The following is a 20,097-nucleotide window of genomic DNA, read 5'->3' as shown; positions in this document are numbered from 1 at the left end:
TTTTATTGGTTCCGGACGCCTTAGGAGGCGCCAGCGGCGCCGCGCGTGCGGGCAACGCCATCCAGTGCGGGCTTGTATTTGGGATCGAGTCGCGCCGCATGCGCATAGGACTTGGCCGCCTTGGCCATTTCGCCGCGTCGCTCATAGACCAGCGCCTGGTTGGCCCAGGATTCCGCCACATTCCCGTCAAGCGAAATGGCGTGGTTGAAATCCGCGAAGGCGTTTTCGTCGTCATTGAGCGCGACGTAGGAAAGGCCGCGACCGTTATAGGGCTCCGGTGACGTCGATGACAACGAGATTGCCTTGGAGAAGTCCTCGATGGCCTGGGCATGCTGGTTACGCAGCTGGTAGATCAGGCCGCGATTGTGCCAGGCGCGACCGTCGGTGGTTTCCAGCTCGATGGCGCGGGAGAAATCGTTGAAGGCTTCGTTGACGCGTCCGGACTGCCGGTAAAGATTGCCGCGACCGATCAGCGCCACATCGTAGCTCGGATTGATCTGCAGGGCGGCGTTGTAGTCCTGAAGGGCCTGCTGCTGCTGGCCGCTATTGCGGTAAACCAGCGCGCGGTTGGCATAGGCCTGGTAAAAGCGCGGGTTGAGCTGCAGCGCCTTGTTGAAATCTTCGATGGCACGGCGCGAATCGCCGGCGCGGCCGTAGGCCGAGCCGCGGACGTTGTAACCTTCAGGATCCTGCGGATTGGCGTTGATGACCGAGGTGAGCGAGGCGATGTTTTCCTGCGAGCCCTGTGCGCGGTCGATCCGGAACACATCTTCCGTCTGGTTGGATGTCGCGCAGCCGGAAAGACCGGCAAGCACGGCGCAGACGACCAGAGAAGCGCGGAACCCTCTGTTGTTTTTTAATGGCAACCGGCGCGTGGAGGCATCGGCGTTTTTCACAACACAGGTGTCGACAGCGATCATTCGGTGTGGGTTCCCTCGCAGGCCGGTCTCACGGTCGTTTTCAAGAGCGTTCTCCGGCCACAAACACAAAGAGCGGCGGCGAATTGATCGCCCCCGCCCAACAAGCATTCAAAAACGTCCAAAAGACGGCCTATTAACGGCCTGCGCGGGGGCCAGCAACCAGACCTTCGCGCTGTGCACGCTTGCGTGCCAGCTTGCGAACGCGGCGAACGGCTTCAGCCTTTTCGCGAGCGCGCTTCTGGGAGGGCTTTTCGTAATAATCACGCATCTTCATTTCACGGAAAATGCCTTCGCGCTGCATCTTTTTCTTCAGGGCGCGGAGCGCCTGATCAACGTTATTGTCGCGGACTAGTACCTGCACGTTAAACCCGTTCCTTTAGTTTGGTTATCTTGCTGTGTGAATAAAGGCATTCGCACGCAAACAAAAAGTGGTTCATCCGGCTGTTGAGCCGGGCGATTGGTGACGTGCAATAACAGATCATTTGCAGCAAGTCCAGCCGGTAGCGCATATTCAGCCACAAAATGCGCGCCGTCCCGCAATCTTTCGGTCATGTCGAAACAAAACCATTGCCGCGTCGCAAAATGGATATTGCCTCCCATCCCGATTTGCCATGTGTATGATACGGGCCGGGGCTATGTTCCAGGCCTCTGGCCGGTTCTCGAGGAGCAGATTGCGAATGCGCAAATATTCCGTTTTTGCCGTGGCGCGTGAGGCGCTCAGGGGTCATAAGGGCTGGGATGCGCAATGGGCCTCACCCGAGCCGCGCAAGGACTATGATGTCATCATCATTGGCGGGGGCGGCCACGGTCTCGGAGCGGCATATTATCTTGCCAAGGAACATGGCATTACCAATGTCGCGGTTCTGGAAAAAGGCTGGCTCGGCGGTGGCAATACCGGCCGCAACACCACCATCATCCGCTCCAATTATCTCTATGAAGAGAGCATGGATATTTACGAGCATTCCCTGAAACTGTGGGAAGGCTTGAGCCAGGATCTCAATTATAACGTCATGTATTCTGCGCGCGGCGTGATGATGCTGTCGCACAATATCCATGACCGGCAGTCCTTCAGCCGTCATATCAATGCCAACCGTCTTTATGGCATCGACAATGAGTGGCTGACGCCGGAGCAGGCAAAGGCGTACTGTCCGCCGCTCGACATATCCGGCAATGCGCGTTACCCGATCAATGGCGCAGCCCTTCAACGTCGCGGCGGCACGGCACGCCATGACGCTGTCGCCTGGGGTTATGCGCGCGCGGCCTCCGACCGCGGCGTGCATATCATCCAGAACTGCGAGGTGACCGGCATTCGCCGCGGGCCTGATGGCGCGGTGACGGGTGTCGAGACAAATCGCGGCTTCATCGGCGCAAAGAAGATCGGCGTATCGGCCGCCGGTCATTCCTCCGTCATCATGAAGATGGCAGACGTGCGCGTTCCCTTGCATTCCAACCCGCTGCAGGCGCTGGTTTCGGAGCCGCTGAAGCCGATTTTCCCCTGCGTCGTCATGTCCAACACGGTGCATGCCTATATTTCGCAGTCGGACAAGGGCGAGCTGGTCATCGGAGCTGGCACCGACCAGTATAATTCCTACTCCCAGACCGGTGGTCTGCAGATCATCACTCACACGCTCGACGCCATCTGCGAGCTGTTTCCGATCTTCCGGCGGGTGAAGATGATGCGCCAGTGGGGCGGCATCACCGATAACACACCTGATCGTTCCGCCATCCAGAGCGTGACGCCGGTGCCAAACCTCTTCGTTAATTGCGGCTGGGGCACCGGCGGCTTCAAGGCGACGCCGGGCTCCGCCAATCTCTTCGCGCATCTCATCGCCCGCGGTGAACCGCATCGCCTGGCGGCCGGGCTGACGCTTGACCGGTTCCGCACCGGCCGCCTGATTGATGAGGCTGCCGCTGCCGCGGTGGCGCATTGATGCTGGCGGCGGCCATGCTTGCGATCAATATATCAGGCGCGGCCGAGGCCGTGCCCGCCGGTAGCGTCATTCCCGGGGCCGAGGATTTTCGCAGCCAGAAGATTGCGAAGATGCAGGGTGAGAAAGACTGGCCCTTCACGGCGGAAAAAGGCCTGCTTTTGTGTGCTCCCAGCCTCGCGGACAAGATGGTCTATTTTGTCGGAGAGAAGGAGGATGGCGAGCAGGATTATCCCTTCGCGATCGACACCGACATGATGGCGGTCGCCATCGTCAATATGGGCCGGGCCTCGGCGTTGCGCCCCTTCGATAATTTTGAGCAGCTTTTAAAGCGGCTTTCCCCTTTTGTAGCCATGGGGAAGCGGCTGTGTGACCAACCCGCCGGAACGATCCTTCCGGAAAATTCTCTCTAGGTGGAGCGACGATGCTTCTGATCCATTGCCCCTATTGCGGGGAAGACCGTTCCGAACTGGAATTCCGCTGGGCGGGCGAAGCCCATATCGCCCGGCCGGAAAACATCGCCGATATTTCCGACGAGGCCTTTGCGGAATATTTCTTCATCCGCGACAACGACAAGGGCCTCGTTTTCGAGCGCTGGCGTCACATTCACGGCTGCGGCCGCTTTTTCAACGCCGCCCGCGATTCGGTGAGCGACAGATTCCTGATGACCTACAAGGCGGGTGAACCGAAACCCGATATTGAAACGGTCCTTTCGGCAGAAAAGGGAGCCGGGCAATGAGCGGCGATTATCGTATCAAGGGCGCAGGCCGTCTCACGCCGGCGAGAACCGCGCGCTTTACCTTTGACGGCAAGATTTATCCTGCGCTGGAGGGCGATACGGTTGCATCAGCCCTTCTGGCCAATGGCGTGCATCTGATCGGCCGCTCGTTCAAATATCACCGTCCGCGTGGTTTCCTGTCCGCCGGGCCGGAGGAGCCGAATGCGCTGATAGACGTGTCCCGTGACAGCCTGCGCAAGCAGCCCAACGTGCGCGCCACGGTCCAGGAAGTCTTCGACGGCGCGATTATCGCCTCGCAGAACCGTTTCCCGTCACTGTCCTTCGATCTGAGCGCCATCAACGATCTTCTGTCGCCGATGTTCGCGGCCGGTTTCTACTACAAGACGTTCATGTGGCCGAAGGCCGCCTGGCACAAGATTTACGAACCGCTGATCCGCCGCGCCGCCGGCCTCGGCAAGGCGCCGAGCGAGCCGGATGCGGATCATTATTCCGGACGTTATGCCCATTGCGACGTGCTGGTGGCCGGCGCCGGTGTCGCCGGTCTCACAGCTGCGCTTTCTGCCGCGAAAACTGGCGCCAGCGTCATTCTGGTGGATGAGAATGCGGACGTCGGCGGAGCCCTGCGTTTCGATGCCGGCGCGGTCATCGACGGTCTGCCCGGTTATGAATGGGCGCAGAAGGTTTTTGCCGAGCTGAAGTCCCTGCCCAATGTGCGGGTTCTGACGCGCACGACCGCCTTTGGTTATTACAACCACAATTTTGTCGCGCTCGCCGAACGCGTCACCGATCATCTCGCGACGCCGGCCAAACATCAGCCGCGCGAGCGCCTTTGGCAGGTCCGCGCCAAAAAGGTCGTGCTGGCGGCCGGTGCGATCGAGCGCCACATGGTCTTCGCCAACAATGACCGGCCTGGCATCATGCTGGCTTCGGCCGCCCGCACCTATCTGAACCATTACGGCGTCGCCGTGGGCCACAATGTCGGTGTCTACACCGCTCATGATTCCGCCTATGAGACTGCCTTTGATCTGAAGAAGGCCGGGGTGAAGATCGCCGCCATCGTCGATTGCCGCGAAAATCCGGACCAGCGTCTGCTGGACGAGGCCCGGGCGCTCGGCATTGAAGTGCTGGCGGGTCACAGCGTTTACAACACCGCCGGCCGCCTGCGCGTATCTTCCATGACGGTCGGCCGCAATGGCGGGTCGAACAAGCGCAAGATCGCCATCGACGCGCTTGTTGTCTCCGCCGGCTGGACGCCTTCAGTGCATCTGTTCTCGCAATCGCGCGGCAAGCTGAGGTTTGACGCGGCTAACCAGCGTTTCCTGCCTGACATTCATGTGCAGAACTGCGTCTCCATCGGCGCCTGCAATGGCACGGATGATCTTTCGGCGCTGATCGCCGAGGCCGCGGCTGCGGGTGGCGGCGCGGTGGCGTTTTCCGGTGAAAACGCCCGGGCCTGGACAGGCGGCATGATTGGTGCGGCGGAGGGTGCAGGCGAGGGCACCGGCGTCAAGGCTTTCATCGATTTCCAGCACGATGTCTGCGCCAAGGATATTCGCCTTGCCGTCCGCGAGGGCATGCATTCGGTCGAACACATCAAGCGCTTCACCACCAATGGCATGGCGTCCGACCAGGGCAAGATGTCGAACATGCATGGCCTTGCCATTGCATCGGAAGCGCTCGGCCGGGATTTGCCCAAAGTCGGTCTCACCACCTTCCGCCAGCCCTATACGCCGGTTACTTTCGGCACGCTCATCAACCATTCACGCGGCGCGCTGTTTGATCCCGCGCGCAAGACGCCGATGCACGACGAAGAGCTGGCGGCTGGCGCGGTATTCGAGGATGTCGGCAACTGGAAGCGTGCCTGGTTCTTCCCGCGGGCGGGCGAGGACATGCATGAAGCGATCAACCGTGAATGCAAGACGGTTCGTGAGAGCGTTGGCGTGTTTGATGCCTCAACCCTCGGCAAAATCGAGGTGGTTGGCCCGGATGCGGCGAAGTTCCTGAACCTCATCTACACCAATGCCTGGGATACGTTGAAACCCGGCCGCTGCCGTTATGGCATCATGACCCGCGAAGACGGCTTCATTTACGACGACGGCGTTGTTGGGCGCCTGGCCGAAGACCGTTTCCACGTGACGACGACGACGGGCGGCGCGCCGCGCGTTCTCCAGCACATGGAGGACTATCTCCAGACCGAATTCCCCGATCTCAATGTCTGGCTGACATCGGCAACCGAACAATGGGCCGTGATTGCCGTGCAGGGGCCGAAGGCGCGTGAGGTTATCGCGCCTTTCGTCGAGGGTATCGACCTTTCGCCGGAGGCCTTCCCGCATATGGCGGTGGCGGAAGGCAAGTTCTGCGGCGTGCCGACGCGGCTTTTCCGCGTCTCCTTCACCGGCGAACTCGGTTTCGAAATCAATGTGCCTGCCGATTACGGCGCAGCCGTCTGGTCTGAAATCCGGGAGAGGGCGGAAGCCGTCGGCGGCTGCCTCTATGGTACCGAGACAATGCATATCCTGCGTGCCGAAAAGGGCTATATCATCGTCGGGCAGGATACGGACGGCACCGTGACGCCCGATGATGCCGGGCTTGCCTGGGCTGTCTCCAAAAAGAAAACGGATTTCGTCGGTATTCGCGGTCTGAAACGCCCCGATCTAACGCGCTCCGGCCGCAAACAGCTTGTTGGCCTGAAGACGAAGGACCGGCTGACCGTTCCGGAGGAGGGCGGTCAGATCGTTGCCGATCCAAACCAGCCAAAGCCAATGACCATGCTTGGCCACGTCACTTCAGCCTATTGGTCGGAAAATCTCGGCCACTCCATTGCTTTCGCCTTGGTGGCGGATGGCAGGGCGCGCATGGGCGAAACGCTCTATATTCCGCTTGCCGATAAAACCATTGCCGTCGAAGTGACCGACATGGTCTTCCTCGACAAGGAAGGAGCCCGTCTCAATGGCTGATATGCTGCACGCAAAACGCAAATCCTTGCTTGAGGATTTTCACGGCGGTTCCCCCTTCGTATCGCTGAAGCCTGCGGCTTCTGCCTCGCGGTTGTCGCTGCGGGCACGCGAGAGCGCCGTGCCGGCGCTGTCCGAAGCGCTCGGTCTTGCCCTGCCGACCAGCCCGAAAAGCTCGGTCACCTCTGGTCTGCGATCCGCTCTGTGGCTCGGCCCGGATGAATGGCTGGTGATCGATCAGGGCGAAAGCGATCTCATGGTGGCGCTTGCCGGCGTTTCCGGCCTGTTTTCGGCAACTGATATTTCCCACCGCAACACCGCCATCATCGTTTCCGGCGCTGGCGCGGAAGCGGCTCTCAATGCCGGCTGCCCGCAAGACCTTTCTCTTGCGAGGTTCCCGGTAGGTGGCTGCTCACGCACTATTTTCGGCAAGGCGGAAGTGGTCCTGCTGCGCACGGCGGATGACACATTCCGGGTAGAGTGCTGGCGATCCTTCGCGACCTATGTCGGCGGGCTGCTGCAGGAGGCGGCTGAGGACGTGGCGGTTTAACTCTCTGTCCAACCCCGCCATTCCACCCATCGCCCATGGAAATCGGCGCGGCCGATTTCCTGCTTTTCGCCGCCCGGCCAGATTTGAAGCGTCATTGCAGCACCGCCGGGCGTCGCATCCGCCTCCATTTGCAGCCGGGCAAGCGGGGCGTCCGGCGTGGCGCGGGCGCCGGCCTCGGCAATCACAGTCTCGCCGGCCTGTTTCAGGTCATCGGGCAGATATTGCCAGGCGACGGAATGATAGATGACATGGGCAGCGCCCGGATATTGCGTGGCAAGGCGGCGTTGCAGCCAGTCGACAGCGTCGGCCTTCTCGACATGCAGAGCGTGTTCCATCGCTATGCGCAGGGCTGCGGCCGTTCGTTCCAGCCTGTCCGTCTGGTCGGCCCAGACATAGGACATCAGCCGCAGACGATCTTCCGCGGATGACGGATCGAGTGGGTTGATATCGCAGCCGGCGCGCTCGATAACGTCGATCCGCTCATGGGCGGGGGTGTCGCCGCGCCATTCCGGTGACAGGAAAACATCGGACTGTTCACCCCAGACGAGATCGCCGAGGCGATATCGGTAACGGTCAAATTGCAGGTTGAGGCCAGCGCTGGCTCCGACTTCGGAAAGCACCAGCGGCTTGCCCGTCATTTTCGCAATCGAAAGAAAGCCAGGCAGCAGAACGGCAGAACGGCGAACCTCGTTGGTCTGCGGCGGTGATTGCAACCTTTCGAGGATGAAGGCGGAATGAAAACGCAGGGCGTTTGCACATGCCTGCCAGAGCGCTTCTTCGTTTTCCGGCGGAATATCGGTGAGCGGCGCGATCTTTTCCTCTATGGCAAGCGCATGCAGGGCGCCGGCCAGCCGTAGCGGCACGGAATCTCCGGATGGGCCGACATCGCCGGACCAGGACAAAATTCGCTCGCCGACCTCTGTCTGGCGGTCGAGCCTTGTTGCCATGGCGCGGCAAAGCCGTGCCGTGAAGGGAGAGCCGAGGCTGTCGCAGGCTCTTGCCTGAACGAGAAACGCATTCCTCACGGCTTCGTCATGCATGCGGTCTCTCCCTCGTGGGTTTCAGGCGTCCTCCGGCCTGTCCTCCGGATTGAACTGGCTGATGGTGGTCCAGCGCGCGGTTAGCGCCGGCTTTTTCTCGTTTTCGATTTCCACCGTCACATCGTAGGTGGTCATCAGCATGGAGGCTCCGCGAAAGCGCGTCTCAGCCAGGGTGAAACGGCCGCGCACGCGAGCACCGCTTTTGACCGGAGCGACGAAACGAATGGCGTCGAAGCCGTAATTGATGCCCATGGTCTGCTCGCGAATGCGCGGCAGGGCGTCGTAATTCAGGGCCGAAAGCAGAGACAGCGTCAGGAACCCATGTGCAATGGTGCCGCCAAAGGGACTTTCCGCTTTGGCGCGTTCCGGATCTGTGTGGATGAACTGGTCATCCAATGTTGCTTTTGCGAAGCTGTCGATCATTGTCTGGTCGACCGTGATCCAGTCGGAAACGCCCATTTCTGTGCCAACGTGGTTTTTCATCTCGGCCAGCGCAATTTCTTTTGTCATGTTACCTCGTCCGCATTGTCTCCCGCGACTTATACGGCTCGTGACGCGACGGGATCAACCGCGCAGATAAAACACCACCGAACGGGCTGGAAGGAAGGCGGGGTTACCGAAATCCGTGCCGATGGCGGACCAGCCACCGCCCGGCAGGGTGAAAGGCACGATCTCACGGCTGCGGTTTATCAGCACGGCAAGTTCAGCGTCGGCACCAGTTTCCCGGTCGAGGGTGGAAAGCACCATGGCAAAAGCCTTCGCAATTGGCCTTTCCCAGTCTGCCGTCGTCATCGGCTCGCCGGCGGGGGCGAGCCATGTCACATCGCCATGGCCTGAGAAGAAGCCTGTCCTCGAAAACACGTCGAAACGTTTGCGCAATGAAGCGAGAAAGGCCGTATGGTCGATCAATTCGCGGGAAAGCGATGACCAGTCGACCCAGCTTATCTCATTGTCCTGGCAATAGGCGTTGTTGTTGCCTTGCTGGCTGCGGCCGCCCTCGTCGCCCGCCGTGAGCATCAGGGCGCCGCGAGAGACGAAAAGCGTGGAAAGCAGCGCCTTCACATCTGCAATCCGGGCTGCTCCAATGGCGGGATCGTCTGTCTGTCCTTCAAAACCATTGTTCCAGGAATGGTTGTCATTGTGGCCGTCGCGATTGCTCTCGCCGTTTTTCTCATTGTGCTTATGTTCGTGGCTGACGAGATCGTACAGGGTGAAACCGTCATGGGCAGCGAGAAAATTGACGCTGCGGGTGTTCTGGCGGCCATGGCGGGAAAAGATCGGCGAGGAACCGGAAAGCGCATCGGCCAGCGCCCCGGTCGTGCCGGCGTCCCCGCGCCAGAACCGGCGCATGTCATCGCGGGCGCGATCGTTCCATTCGAGGAAGCTTTCCGGAAAATTGCCGAGCTGGTAACCGCCGGGGCCGATATCCCACGGTTCGGCGATTAGCAGGCGGTCATAAAGCGCCGGGTCCGAATGCATGGCCGAGAGCGTTTCGCTTGCCATTTCGAAGCCATTGGCCGTTCGTCCGAGCACTGGGGCCAGATCAAAGCGGAAACCGTCCACGCCGGCACTCAGAACGAAATGCCTGAGAGAATCGATAATAAGCTGCCGGATATAGGGATGGTCGCAGGCGACCGTGTTGCCGGTGCCGGTATCGTTGACCAGAACCCCCGGTTTGCCCGGCGGGTGACGAAAGGCGGTGAGATTATCGAGCCCGCGCAGCGACAGAACCGATCCTTCAATATCGCTTTCACCCGTGTGGTTGAAGACCAGATCGAGAATGACGCCGATGCCCTGCGCATGCAGCGCTGCAACCGTTTCGCGCAGTTCCCGCACGCCACCGGGACAGAGTCGAGGATCAAGCGCCATGAAGCCGACGGGATTATAACCCCAGGCATTGGAAAGGCCGAGAGGCGGCAGGTGACGCTCGTCAATCCATGCGGTAATCGGCATCAGCTCCACCGCGTCGACGCCGATTTTTTTCAGGTGGGCGAGGATGGGGGGATGGGCGAGCGCGGCGATGGTGCCCCGGATGTCTTCCGGCACCTCGGGATGCAGCTGGGTGAAGGATTTGACGGCAAGCTCGTAAATCAGTCCGCCTTTGGCAAAATAAGGCGGCTGGCGCTTGACCGTCTCATGCTCGGAAAGGATCGCCTTCGGCATGATCGCGCCGGTTTCCGCGCCAAAAGCATAAAGCGAAGGGTCATGACGGAAGGGGCGGTCAATCTCCGTGGCGTAGGGGTCGAGCAGCAGCTTTGCAGGATCAAACCACAGGCCATGTTCAGGGGCATAAATACCGTGGGCACGGAAGCCATAGCGCGTGCCGGGGCCGGCCTGCGCATGCGTGAGCCGATGAACGTCGTCTTCACCGCGTCTCATCGGCAGACGTGCCGTCTCTTTCTTGCCAGTGTCATCGAACAGGCAGAGATCGATCTGTGAGGCGTGCCGGGAATAGACCGTGAACTCCGTGCCGTTTTCCGTTCGGATTGCGCCTTTGGGGAAAACGGGCGGTGTCTGCATGGTCTGTCTCCGATAGAATATTGTCTCTTCTCAAGGGTGTCGGCAGGGTTGGAGGGCTGGAACCTCTTCTGCGTCGTCCTCGGGCTTGAGCCAAGGATGACACCGAGTGTGACGAGGGGTGCGTCACCCCGAAAAATTTCCTTGCGAAACGCCATGGTATTGCGCGGCGCCTCTCTCCCAAGAGGAGACAAGCGCCGCGGCAACATCAGGTAATGACACTCGGCGCGCTTCGTCCCGTATGGGCCTTGATGCCGGCGATCGTATCGGCAACGGCAATCAGGTCGGCGAGCGCTTCCTGCGTTTCGATGCCGTGACGCGCCGCGTCCGGCTCGTAACGCTCGACATAGAGACGAAGTGTGGCGCCCGCCGTACCGGTGCCGGAAAGGCGCAGCACGATGCGCGAACCGCCTTCGAACAGGATGCGGATACCCTGGTTCTTGCTGACGGACTGATCGACCGGATCGTGATAGGCAAAATCATCTGCCGCGGCGACCTTCAGATTGCCGTAGCTGGTGCCGGGAAGCGTCGCGAGCTTTTCGCGCAGGGTCGCCACCAGCGTGTTGGCGGCGTCCGAATCCACCTCCTCATAGTCGTGGCGGGAGTAATAATTGCGGCCATATTCGGCCCAGTGCTTGGTGACGATGTCCTTCACGCTTTCCTTGCGGGCGGCGACGATGTTCAGCCAGTAGAGCACGGCCCAGAGACCATCCTTCTCCCGTACATGATTGGAGCCTGTGCCGAAGCTTTCTTCACCGCAGATCGTCACCCTGCCGGCATCCATGAGGTTGCCGAAGAACTTCCAGCCGGTTGGAGTCTCGTACATGCCAAGGCCGAGCTTCTCGGCGACACGGTCAGCTGCCGCACTTGTCGGCATGGAACGAGCGATGCCGGAAATGCCTGCCGCGTAACCGGGCGCCAGCCTGGCATTGGCGGCGATGATCGCCAGGCTGTCTGATGGCGTGACGAACATGCCCTTGCCGACGACCATGTTGCGGTCGCCGTCGCCATCGGAAGCAGCGCCGAAATCGGGGCCTTCCGGGCTCATGACATCGTCATAAAGCTCCTTGGCGTGGACAAGGTTAGGGTCGGGGTGATGGCCGCCGAAGTCCGGCAGCGGTGTAGCATTGCGGACCGAGCCCTTTGGAGCGCCAAGCCGCTTTTCGATGATCTCAACGGCATAAGGGCCTGTGACGGCGCTCATGGAATCGACCACGACCTTGAAGCCGCCGGCGATGAGGGCACGGATGGCATCGAAATCGAACAGCTCTTCCATCAGGGCGGCATAATCGGCGACCGGATCGATCACCTCGACCGTCAGCTCATCCACCTTGAAGCTGCCCACCTTGTCGAGGTCGATATCGGCGGCATCGGAGATTTTGTAGCTGTCGATGACCTTGGAACGGGCATAGATCGCGTCGGTGATCTTTTCCGGGGCGGGACCGCCATTGCCGATATTGTATTTGATGCCGAAATCTTCGGTGGGGCCGCCGGGATTGTGGCTCGCGGAGAGCACGATACCGCCGAAGGCCTTGTATTTGCGGATGATGTTGGATGCGGCCGGCGTGGAAAGAATGCCGCCCTGACCGACCAGAACCTTGCCGAAGCCGGCAGCGGCGGCCATCTTGATTGCCTTCTGGATGACTTCGCGGTTGTAGTATCGGCCATCGCCGCCGATCACCAGCGTCTGGCCTTCAAAGCCCTCAAGCGCGTCGAAGATCGACTGGATGAAGTTCTCGGCGTAATTTTCCTGGGCGAAGACGGGCACCTTCTTGCGCAGGCCTGAAGTGCCCGGCTTCTGGTCCTGATAGGGCTTCGTCTGAACAGTCTTGATCATTGGTTCAATGGCCTTTCGAAATAAGCTGGCTGTAAAGCGCGGCGTAAAGGCCGGCGCTCTTTTCCCAGGAAACATCGGATTTCATCCCGAGTTTCTGCATTTGTGTCCATAGTTTCGGGTCGTGATAATAACGGATGGTCCGGCGGATCGCCTGTTTGAGTCCATCAAGCGTGACGGGGGAAAATTGCACACCGGTCGCCGACTTGTTGGCGATGGCGGCATGGTTGGCGTCGATCACCGTGTCTGCAAGGCCGCCGGTGCGGGCGACGACCGGAATGCAGCCGTAACGCAACGCATAAAGCTGGGTGAGGCCGCAGGGTTCGAAGCGCGAGGGGATGATGATCGCGTCGCAGCCCGCCTGCATGAGATGTGACAGGGGTTCGTTGTAACCGATGGCAACGCCGACGCGGCCATGGTGGCGGGATGCTGCCGCTAGGAGCGCACCTTCCAGCGCCACATCGCCCGCGCCCAGCACCACCAGACGGCCGCCGAGAGCAACGATCTCGTCCACGGCTTCGGCCATGAGGTCGATGCCCTTCTGCCAGGTGAGGCGTGAGATGACGCAGAACAGCGGGCTGTCATCGTCGTCGATGCGAAAATGTTCGGCGACAGACTTCTTGTTCAGGGCCCGGTTTCTGAGATTGGCGGCGGAATAATTGTCATGAATCAGATGATCCGTTGCCGGGTTCCAGACGTCCGCGTCGATGCCGTTGACGATGCCGTGCAGCACATGGGCTCGGCTGCCGATAACGCCGTGCAGGCCCATGCCGAATTGCGGGGTGAGGATTTCCTCGGCATAGGAGGGACTGACGGTGGAGAGCGCCGTCGCCGTCTGCAGCCCGCCCTTGAGGAAACTCACATCGTTATAATATTCCACGCCCTCCATGCCGAAAGCATGGGCTGGTAGCCCAAGCTTGCTGAAGATGTTGGCGCCGAACTGCCCCTGGAAGGCAATGTTGTGAATGGTGAGCAGGCTCGGAATTTCAGGCGTTTCGGCATAACGCATGTAGACTGGCGCCATGGCAGCCTGCCAGTCATGAGCGTGCAGAAGATCCGGCCGCCAGTCGGGAAATTCGCCGGCTGCAATGCGGGCCGCCGCCAGCGAAAGCGCCGCAAAGCGCTTCCAGTTGTCGGGATAATCCTTGCCCGTCTGGTCGAGATAGGGCCCGCCGGAGCGCTCGTAATAAGCGGGCGAATCGAGGATGAGGAGATCTAGTCCCTCGTGCCGGCCTTCGAGCAGATCGGCCTTTTCGCCCAGCAGGTCGGTGAATTCGTAACATTTCACCGCGTTCGTCACGGCAGCTTTCACCGCCGGATACCCGGGTATCAGCGTGCGCGTCTTTACGCCATAGGCTTCGAGCGCGATGGGGAGCGCGCCGGCAACATCGGCGAGCCCTCCGGTCTTGATCAGGGGGTAGATTTCGGATGAAACCGAAAGGACATTCATCGGCGCTACAGGTCCAGCTTGTCGATCATCGATTGGGTGATAAGGCAGATGCCGTTTTCGGTACGGCGGAAACGTTTGGCATCCAGTTCTGGGTCTTCTCCTACAATCAGTCCTTCCGGAATGACCACGCCATGGTCGATGACGACATTGCTGAGCTGGGCATGACGCCCGATCTTCACACTCGGCAGTACTACGGCATTCTCAAGGCGGGAGTATGAATTGGCGCGCACGCCTGTGAACAGAAGGCTGCGGTTGAGCGACGCACCCGAAATGATGCAGTCACCGGAAACGACCGAAGACACGGCCGAGCCACGGCGGTTCTCGTCGTCATGCACGAATTTTGCCGGCGGTGTGATTTCCGCATAGGTCCAGATCGGCCAGGATTTGTCGTAGATATCGAGGTCAGGCACCACATCCGTCAGGTCGATATTGGCCTGCCAGTAGGCGTCGATGGTGCCGACGTCCCGCCAGTAGGGGCCATGCTCGAAATCCGAACGCACGCAGGAGTCTGCGAAGCGATGGGCAACGGCTTTGCCGTGTTTCACGATATAGGGAATGATGTCCTTGCCGAAATCGCGGCTGGAAGTGGGGTCTGCGGCGTCGCGGCGCAGCGCTTCCATCAGAAATTTCGTGTGGAAGACGTAGATGCCCATGGAGGCGAGCGCAAAACCCTCATTGCCGGGAATGCCGGGCGGATCGGCGGGCTTTTCAATGAAATCGATGATCTCGTCTTTTTCATTCACATGCATGACGCCGAAGCCGGTTGCTTCCATACGCGGCACTTCAAGGCAGCCGATCGTCACATCCGCACCGGAATCGACATGCTGCTGCAGCATGTATTCGTAGTCCATTTTATAGATATGGTCGCCGGCGAGGATGACCATGTATTCCGGCCCATAGGGCTCGATAATGTCGATGTTCTGGTAAACCGCGTCTGCCGTACCCTCATACCATTGCGTTTCGGAAACGCGCTGGGAGGCGGGCAGGATGTCGAAGCTTTCGTTACGTTCGGGGCGGAAGAAGTCCCAGCCGCGCTGCAGGTGCCGAATGAGGGAGTGCGCCTTGTATTGCGTGGCGACGCCGATGCGGCGAATGCCGGAATTAAGCGCGTTGGAGAGCGCGAAATCGATGATGCGCGCCTTGCCGCCGAAATAAACGGCGGGTTTTGCCCGGCGGTCCGTCAGTTCCTTCAGGCGGCTGCCTCTGCCGCCCGCGAGGACATAGGCCATTGCATCACGCGCCAAAGGCTGAACTCTTTTTTCCGACATGGTGTCCTCCCTCTCTGTCTGTCAGTTTTCCGGCTCGAGCATGATCGTGGCGAGCGGCGGCAGGACGAGCATCGCCCCGATATCGCCGCCGGCATCGACCGCCTGAACGCGTCCGCCATTTCCCTTGCCGCTGCCGCCATAAATTTCGGCATCGGTGTTGAGAATCTCCCTCCACCGCCCAGCCTGGGGCAGCGGCACATAATAGTTTTCCCGATAGACCGGGGTGAGGTTGCAGATGACCGCGACCGGCTTTTCGCCGGGCGCCGTGCGCAGCCAGGCGAAGACGGAATTCTCGTGATCATCGACGACAAGCCAGCGAAAGCCGTCAGGTTCGCAGTCCCGGGCATGCAGGGCGGCTTTGGATCGGTAGGTGAGGTTGAGATCGCGCACGAGGCGGCGCATGCCTTCATGCATCGGATATTGGCGAAGGTTCCAGTCGAGCGCGCCCTTTTCGCTCCATTCGCTCCACTGTGCAAACTCCTGCCCCATGAACAGCAGCTTCTTGCCGGGATAACCCCACATGAAGCCGTAATAGGAGCGGAGATTGGCGAATTTCTGCCAGTCATCGCCGGACATTTTGGCGATCAGCGACCCCTTGCCGTGCACCACCTCGTCGTGGGACAGCGGCAGCACGAAATTTTCGGTGAAGGCGTAAAGCAGGCCGAAGGTCAGTTCCTGATGATGGAACTTGCGATGCACAGGCTCCCGCGAGAAATAACTCAGCGTGTCGTGCATGAAGCCCATATTCCACTTGAAACCGAAACCGAGGCCACCCTCATGAACGGGCTGCGACACTTTCGGCCAGGAGGTGGATTCCTCGGCAATCGTCATGACACCCGGATGCGTGCCATAAACGAGGGAATTCATCTTCTGCAGGAAGCGCACGGATTCGAGATTTTCACGCCCGCCATATTCGTTCGGGATCCACTCGCCTTCCTTGCGGGAATAATCGAGATAGAGCATCGAGGCGACTGCATCGACGCGCAGGCCGTCGAGATGGAATTTTTCAGCCCAGTAAAGCGCGTTGTTGATGAGGTAGGACATGACCTCGACGCGGCCGAAATTATAGATCGCCGTGTTCCAGTCGGGATGGAAACCCTGACGTGGATCGGCGTGCTCATAGAGTGCGGTGCCATCGAACCAGCGAAGTCCATGTTCGTCGGTCGGGAAATGTGCGGGAACCCAGTCCAGCAAAACGCCGATGCCAACTTTGTGAGCGCCATTGACGAAGCGGGCAAACCCTTCGGGATCGCCAAAACGTGCACTTGGGGCGTAGAGACCCGTCGTCTGGTAACCCCAGGAAGGGTCATAGGGATGTTCCGTAATCGGCAGGAACTCGATATGGGTGAAGCCCATATCCGTACAATAGGGAATGAGCTGGGCGGCGAGCTCGTCCCAACTTAGGAAGGTGCCGTCCTCACGACGCTGCCAGGAGCCGGCATGTACCTCATAGATGCTGATCGGCTGGCGGCGCTGGTCCACCTGCGCCCAATGCTCCCTATGGGCCTGATCTTCCCATTTTTGCGTCAGTTCGGACGTAGTGACGGAAGCGTTCTTCGGCCGCAACTCGGCGCGGCGGGCATAGGGGTCGGCCTTCAGCGGCAGCAGCTCGCCGTTTGCACCGAGAATCTCGAATTTGTAGGCGCAGCCGGCATAGACGTCGGGCGCGAAGATTTCCCAGATGCCCGTATCCTTGCGGAAACGCATCACATGCCGGCGGCCGTCCCAATTGTTGAAATCGCCGACGACGGAAACGCGCCGCGCATTCGGCGCCCAGACGGCGAAGTGAAAACCTTCAACGCCTTCGAGTTTCAGCGGGTGCGCGCCCATCTTGTCGAACAGCCGCAGATGCGATCCTTCCCGGACGAAATAATCATCCATGGGGCCGAGAACCGGGCCGAAGCTGTAGGGGTCTGTCACCGCCCATTCGGCATCGTCGCGGCAGGCGCGGTAACGCACCGGCTGGCGTTTCGAAATATCGATCGGGCCTTCAAAAAAGCCGTCCGGGTCCAGCTGCTTCAATTCGCCCACGAAATTTCCGTCCAGCGTCAGGACGGAAACCTCCTCGGCACCCGGAATGAAACAGCGGGCAGAAAACCCTTCCGGCGTTTCGTGAACGCCGAGAAGGGCAAAGGGATTGGAATGCAAACCGCTCTTGATCGCCTCGATTTCAGCCTTCGTGATGTCGCCAGTCTTTTTTTCTTCGGCCGAATTGAGCGGTTTTTTCATCAGGCTCTCCAGATCTCGGTGGCATATTGGCGGATCGTCCTGTCGGACGAGAACCAGCCCATGCGCGCCGTATTGCGCACTGTTTTGGCGTACCAGCTATCCGGATTACTCCAGATCGCATCTACTTCTCGCTGCGCACCGGCATAGGCGTCGAAATCGGCGGCAACCATGAACCAGTCGCTGTTGTAAATACCGTCGATCAGGCCGGCGAATCGTGAGCGGTCATCCGGCGAGAAGACGCCTGATGCGATGGACGAAAGGGCCTGCGACAGTTCCGACGATCCTTCGATGATCGCGCGGGGATTGTGACCCTCTGCACGGGCTCTGGCCACCTCATCGGCCGTCATGCCAAAAATGACGATGTTTTCTTCACCGACATGATCGCGCATTTCAACGTTGGCGCCATCGAGCGTGCCGATGGTCAGTGCGCCGTTGAGGGCGAATTTCATGTTGCCGGTGCCGGAGGCTTCCATGCCGGCCGTCGAGATCTGTTCGGAGAGATCGGCGGCGGGTACCATGATTTCCGCGAGCGAGACGTTATAGTTCGGAACAAATACCACTTTCAGAAGCCCGCGCACGGCCGGATCGTTGTTGATGACCCGGGCAATATCGTTGGCAAGCTTAATGATCAGCTTCGCGTTGTGGTAACTCGGCGCCGCTTTGCCTGCAAAGAACTTAACGCGCGGAACCCAATCCAGTTCCGGGTGAGAACGAATCTGGTCATAAAGCGCGACGGTTTCCACGAGGTTCAGAAGCTGGCGCTTATATTCATGGATACGTTTGATCTGGATGTCGAACATGGCCGACGGATCGACGCGAATGCCCATTCGCTGCGCCACCGTATTGGCAAGGCGCACCTTGTTCAGACGCTTCACCTCGGCAAATTTCTCGCGGAACGCGGCATCGTCGGCGAAACGGTCGAGCGCTGTCAGCTTTTCCGCATCATCGAGGAAATCGTCGCCGATCGTTTCGCGAAGCAGGCTGGTGAGGCCCGGATTGCACTGCATCAGCCAGCGGCGCGGTGTGATGCCGTTGGTCTTGTTGTTGATACGGTCAGGATAGAGGCCGTGGAGATCGGCAAACACCGTCTCCTTCATCAGCTCGGTATGGAGGGCAGAAACGCCGTTGATCGAATGAGAGCCGATGAAAGCGAGATTGCCCATCCGCACGCGGCGCTCGCCGCCTTCATCGATGAGCGAGATGGAGCGGATCTGCTGATCCGCCATCTTCTTTTCCTTGCGGGCAAAGAGCAGCGTATTTGCGTTGATGGCGTAGACGATCTGCATGTGCCGGGGCAGAAGACGTTCGAGCAGCGGCACGGGCCAGCTTTCCAGCGCCTCCGGCAGCAGCGTGTGATTGGTGTAGGAGAAGGTACCCTGGGTGATCTTCCAAGCCTCATCAAATTCCAGCCCGTGCACATCGCATAGAAGGCGCATCATCTCCGCAATGGATATGGCCGGATGTGTATCGTTTAGCTGGATCGAGACCTTTTCCGGCAGCGAAGTAAAATCCGGATATTGCTGCAGATGGCGGCGCAGAATGTCCTGCAAGGAGGCGGAGGAGAAGAAGAATTCCTGCCTCAGGCGCAGTTCCTGACCGGCAGGCGTCGAGTCCGCAGGATAAAGAACCCGCGTCAGGCTCTCCGCCTTGTTGCTTTCACGCAGCGCGCCGATGTGGTCGCCAGCGTTGAAGGCAGCCAGCAGAATGGGATCGATCGGCTGTGCCGACCAGAGGCGGAGCGTATTGACGCGGGTGCCGCGCCAGCCGACGACCGGCGTGTCATAGGCCATGGCGATGACGCGTTCGGCCGGTTTCCAGACGAAACGCTGCGGATCTTCATAACCGCCGATTGTCTCCACCGACCCGCCGAAGCCGATTTCATAGGAGCTTTCGCGGCGTTCGAATTCCCAGGGGTTACCGTGGGCAAGCCATGTTTCCGGCAGTTCCACCTGCCAGCCATCTGCCATCTGCTGGCGGAAGAGGCCGTGCACGTAACGGATGCCGTAACCATAGGCGGGGATATCAACGGTCGCCATGGATTCCATGAAACAGGCGGCGAGACGGCCAAGGCCGCCATTGCCGAGCGCGGCATCCGGCTCCAGCCCGGCGATGACGTCAAGATCGACGCCGAGGGAGGACAGCGCGTCGCGGATTTCATGCATCAGGCCGATATTGGAGATGGCGTCGCGCATCAGGCGGCCGATCAGGAATTCGAGCGACAGGTAATAAACGCGCTTGGAATTGTTGGCATAGGCCTTGCGGGTGGATTCCATCCACTTGTCGATGATGCGGTCGCGTACGACGAGAATGGTTGCGGTCAGCCAGTCATGCGGCTTGGCAACCTTGACGTCCTTGCCGATACGGTAGGTGAGGCGTTCGATGATTTCCGACGCCATGATTTCCGGGTTGGAACTGCGCGGCGCGGGACGGGGGAGATCGGCGGCGTTGAGATTATTGATCATTGGTCGGTCAGCACCTTGGTGGGAGGAGAGGGTCTGATGAGGTCGATCCGTGTTGCCTTTGCTGATGCCAGTTTATGCATCGATATGGAGGTGTGGCAACAGCAATTTTTTCGGAAAGTTGAACGGCTTAGGGTGATGAAAAATAAGACTTTTTACTCTGCGTTCCGAGGATCGCCGAAGGGGTTGCCGGCCCATTATGGGTCGGT

15 protein-coding genes are annotated in these 20,097 nt (G+C 59.9%); 5 read left to right on the top strand and 10 right to left on the bottom strand.

The genetic code is table 11. From position 1 onward, the window contains the following. Positions 1-20 precede the first annotated feature (20 nt). Together AGR2A_RS18695 and rpsU are read right to left on the bottom strand one after the other, a co-directional pair. Positions 21-920, bottom strand: a complete 900-nt coding sequence (locus AGR2A_RS18695) for a tetratricopeptide repeat protein (RefSeq protein WP_006698105.1) — start codon at positions 918-920, stop codon at positions 21-23. A gap of 133 nt (positions 921-1,053) precedes the next feature. Beyond that, positions 1,054-1,281 carry a 30S ribosomal protein S21 gene (gene rpsU / locus AGR2A_RS18690; RefSeq protein ID WP_003508541.1) on the bottom strand — a complete coding sequence of 76 codons (228 nt, stop codon included), beginning with the start codon at positions 1,279-1,281 and terminating at the stop codon, positions 1,054-1,056. Positions 1,282-1,597: 316 nt separating this feature from the next. Between rpsU and AGR2A_RS18685 the strand changes: the two genes are divergently transcribed. The 5 genes from AGR2A_RS18685 to AGR2A_RS18665 are packed head-to-tail and all read left to right on the top strand — an operon-like array spanning position 1,598 to position 7,091. Continuing rightward, positions 1,598-2,851 (top strand): sarcosine oxidase subunit beta family protein, encoded by a 1,254-nt coding sequence (locus AGR2A_RS18685; protein ID WP_003522141.1) that lies wholly within the window; start codon positions 1,598-1,600, stop codon positions 2,849-2,851. Continuing rightward, the gene (locus AGR2A_RS18680) at positions 2,851-3,261 is read left to right on the top strand and encodes a hypothetical protein (RefSeq protein WP_037090607.1); all 411 of its coding nucleotides are present in this window, start codon (positions 2,851-2,853) and stop codon (positions 3,259-3,261) included. The genes AGR2A_RS18685 and AGR2A_RS18680 overlap by 1 nt, the downstream gene beginning before the upstream one ends. Before the next feature lie 11 nt (positions 3,262-3,272). Then, positions 3,273-3,587 (top strand): sarcosine oxidase subunit delta, encoded by a 315-nt coding sequence (locus AGR2A_RS18675; RefSeq protein ID WP_004437737.1) that lies wholly within the window; start codon positions 3,273-3,275, stop codon positions 3,585-3,587. Continuing rightward, positions 3,584-6,544, top strand: coding sequence for a sarcosine oxidase subunit alpha (locus AGR2A_RS18670; protein ID WP_037090608.1), 2,961 nt, complete (start codon positions 3,584-3,586; stop codon positions 6,542-6,544). The genes AGR2A_RS18675 and AGR2A_RS18670 overlap by 4 nt, the downstream gene beginning before the upstream one ends. Further along, entirely contained in the window at positions 6,537-7,091 is a 555-nt protein-coding gene (locus AGR2A_RS18665) for a sarcosine oxidase subunit gamma (protein ID WP_037090609.1), read from the top strand. Before AGR2A_RS18670 ends, AGR2A_RS18665 begins: the two co-directional genes overlap by 8 nt. On the opposite strand, the gene AGR2A_RS18660 is transcribed toward AGR2A_RS18665, so the two are convergent. The 8 genes from AGR2A_RS18660 to AGR2A_RS18625 all read right to left on the bottom strand — a co-directional run bounded on the left by AGR2A_RS18660 (position 7,088) and on the right by AGR2A_RS18625 (position 19,891). Continuing rightward, complete coding sequence (locus tag AGR2A_RS18660; RefSeq protein WP_004437746.1) at positions 7,088-8,131, bottom strand: DUF2332 domain-containing protein; 1,044 nt, start codon at positions 8,129-8,131, stop codon at positions 7,088-7,090. The two genes, AGR2A_RS18665 and AGR2A_RS18660, sit on opposite strands and share 4 nt — an antisense overlap. A 21-nt stretch (positions 8,132-8,152) precedes the next feature. Next, positions 8,153-8,641 carry a MaoC family dehydratase gene (locus AGR2A_RS18655; protein WP_004437750.1) on the bottom strand — a complete coding sequence of 163 codons (489 nt, stop codon included), beginning with the start codon at positions 8,639-8,641 and terminating at the stop codon, positions 8,153-8,155. Between the two features lie 54 nt (positions 8,642-8,695). Next, positions 8,696-10,651 (bottom strand): glycogen debranching protein GlgX, encoded by a 1,956-nt coding sequence (glgX, locus tag AGR2A_RS18650; RefSeq protein ID WP_037090611.1) that lies wholly within the window; start codon positions 10,649-10,651, stop codon positions 8,696-8,698. A gap of 205 nt (positions 10,652-10,856) precedes the next feature. Then, positions 10,857-12,485, bottom strand: coding sequence for an alpha-D-glucose phosphate-specific phosphoglucomutase (locus AGR2A_RS18645; RefSeq protein WP_037090612.1), 1,629 nt, complete (start codon positions 12,483-12,485; stop codon positions 10,857-10,859). A 4-nt stretch (positions 12,486-12,489) separates the two neighbouring features. Beyond that, the gene (gene glgA, locus AGR2A_RS18640) at positions 12,490-13,932 is read right to left on the bottom strand and encodes a glycogen synthase GlgA (protein ID WP_035207572.1); all 1,443 of its coding nucleotides are present in this window, start codon (positions 13,930-13,932) and stop codon (positions 12,490-12,492) included. 5 nt (positions 13,933-13,937) lie between these two features. Beyond that, on the bottom strand, positions 13,938-15,200 hold the full coding sequence (gene glgC / locus AGR2A_RS18635; RefSeq protein WP_004437759.1) for a glucose-1-phosphate adenylyltransferase: 1,263 nt from the start codon (positions 15,198-15,200) through the stop codon (positions 13,938-13,940). Positions 15,201-15,221: 21 nt separating this feature from the next. Continuing rightward, positions 15,222-17,429: a 1,4-alpha-glucan branching protein GlgB gene (gene glgB, locus AGR2A_RS18630; RefSeq protein ID WP_006698098.1), complete on the bottom strand. Its 2,208-nt coding sequence runs from the start codon at positions 17,427-17,429 to the stop codon at positions 15,222-15,224. Continuing rightward, positions 17,429-19,891 carry a glycogen/starch/alpha-glucan phosphorylase gene (locus AGR2A_RS18625; protein WP_080823300.1) on the bottom strand — a complete coding sequence of 821 codons (2,463 nt, stop codon included), beginning with the start codon at positions 19,889-19,891 and terminating at the stop codon, positions 17,429-17,431. The genes glgB and AGR2A_RS18625 overlap by 1 nt, the downstream gene beginning before the upstream one ends. Between the last annotated feature and the right edge of the window lie 206 nt (positions 19,892-20,097).

Origin of the sequence: Agrobacterium genomosp. 2 str. CFBP 5494, from assembly GCF_900013495.1 — a bacterium.
GTDB lineage: Bacteria > Pseudomonadota > Alphaproteobacteria > Rhizobiales > Rhizobiaceae > Agrobacterium > Agrobacterium pusense.
Note: the sequence above shows the minus strand (reverse complement) of the source record. Positions and strands in the feature narration are given on the sequence as shown.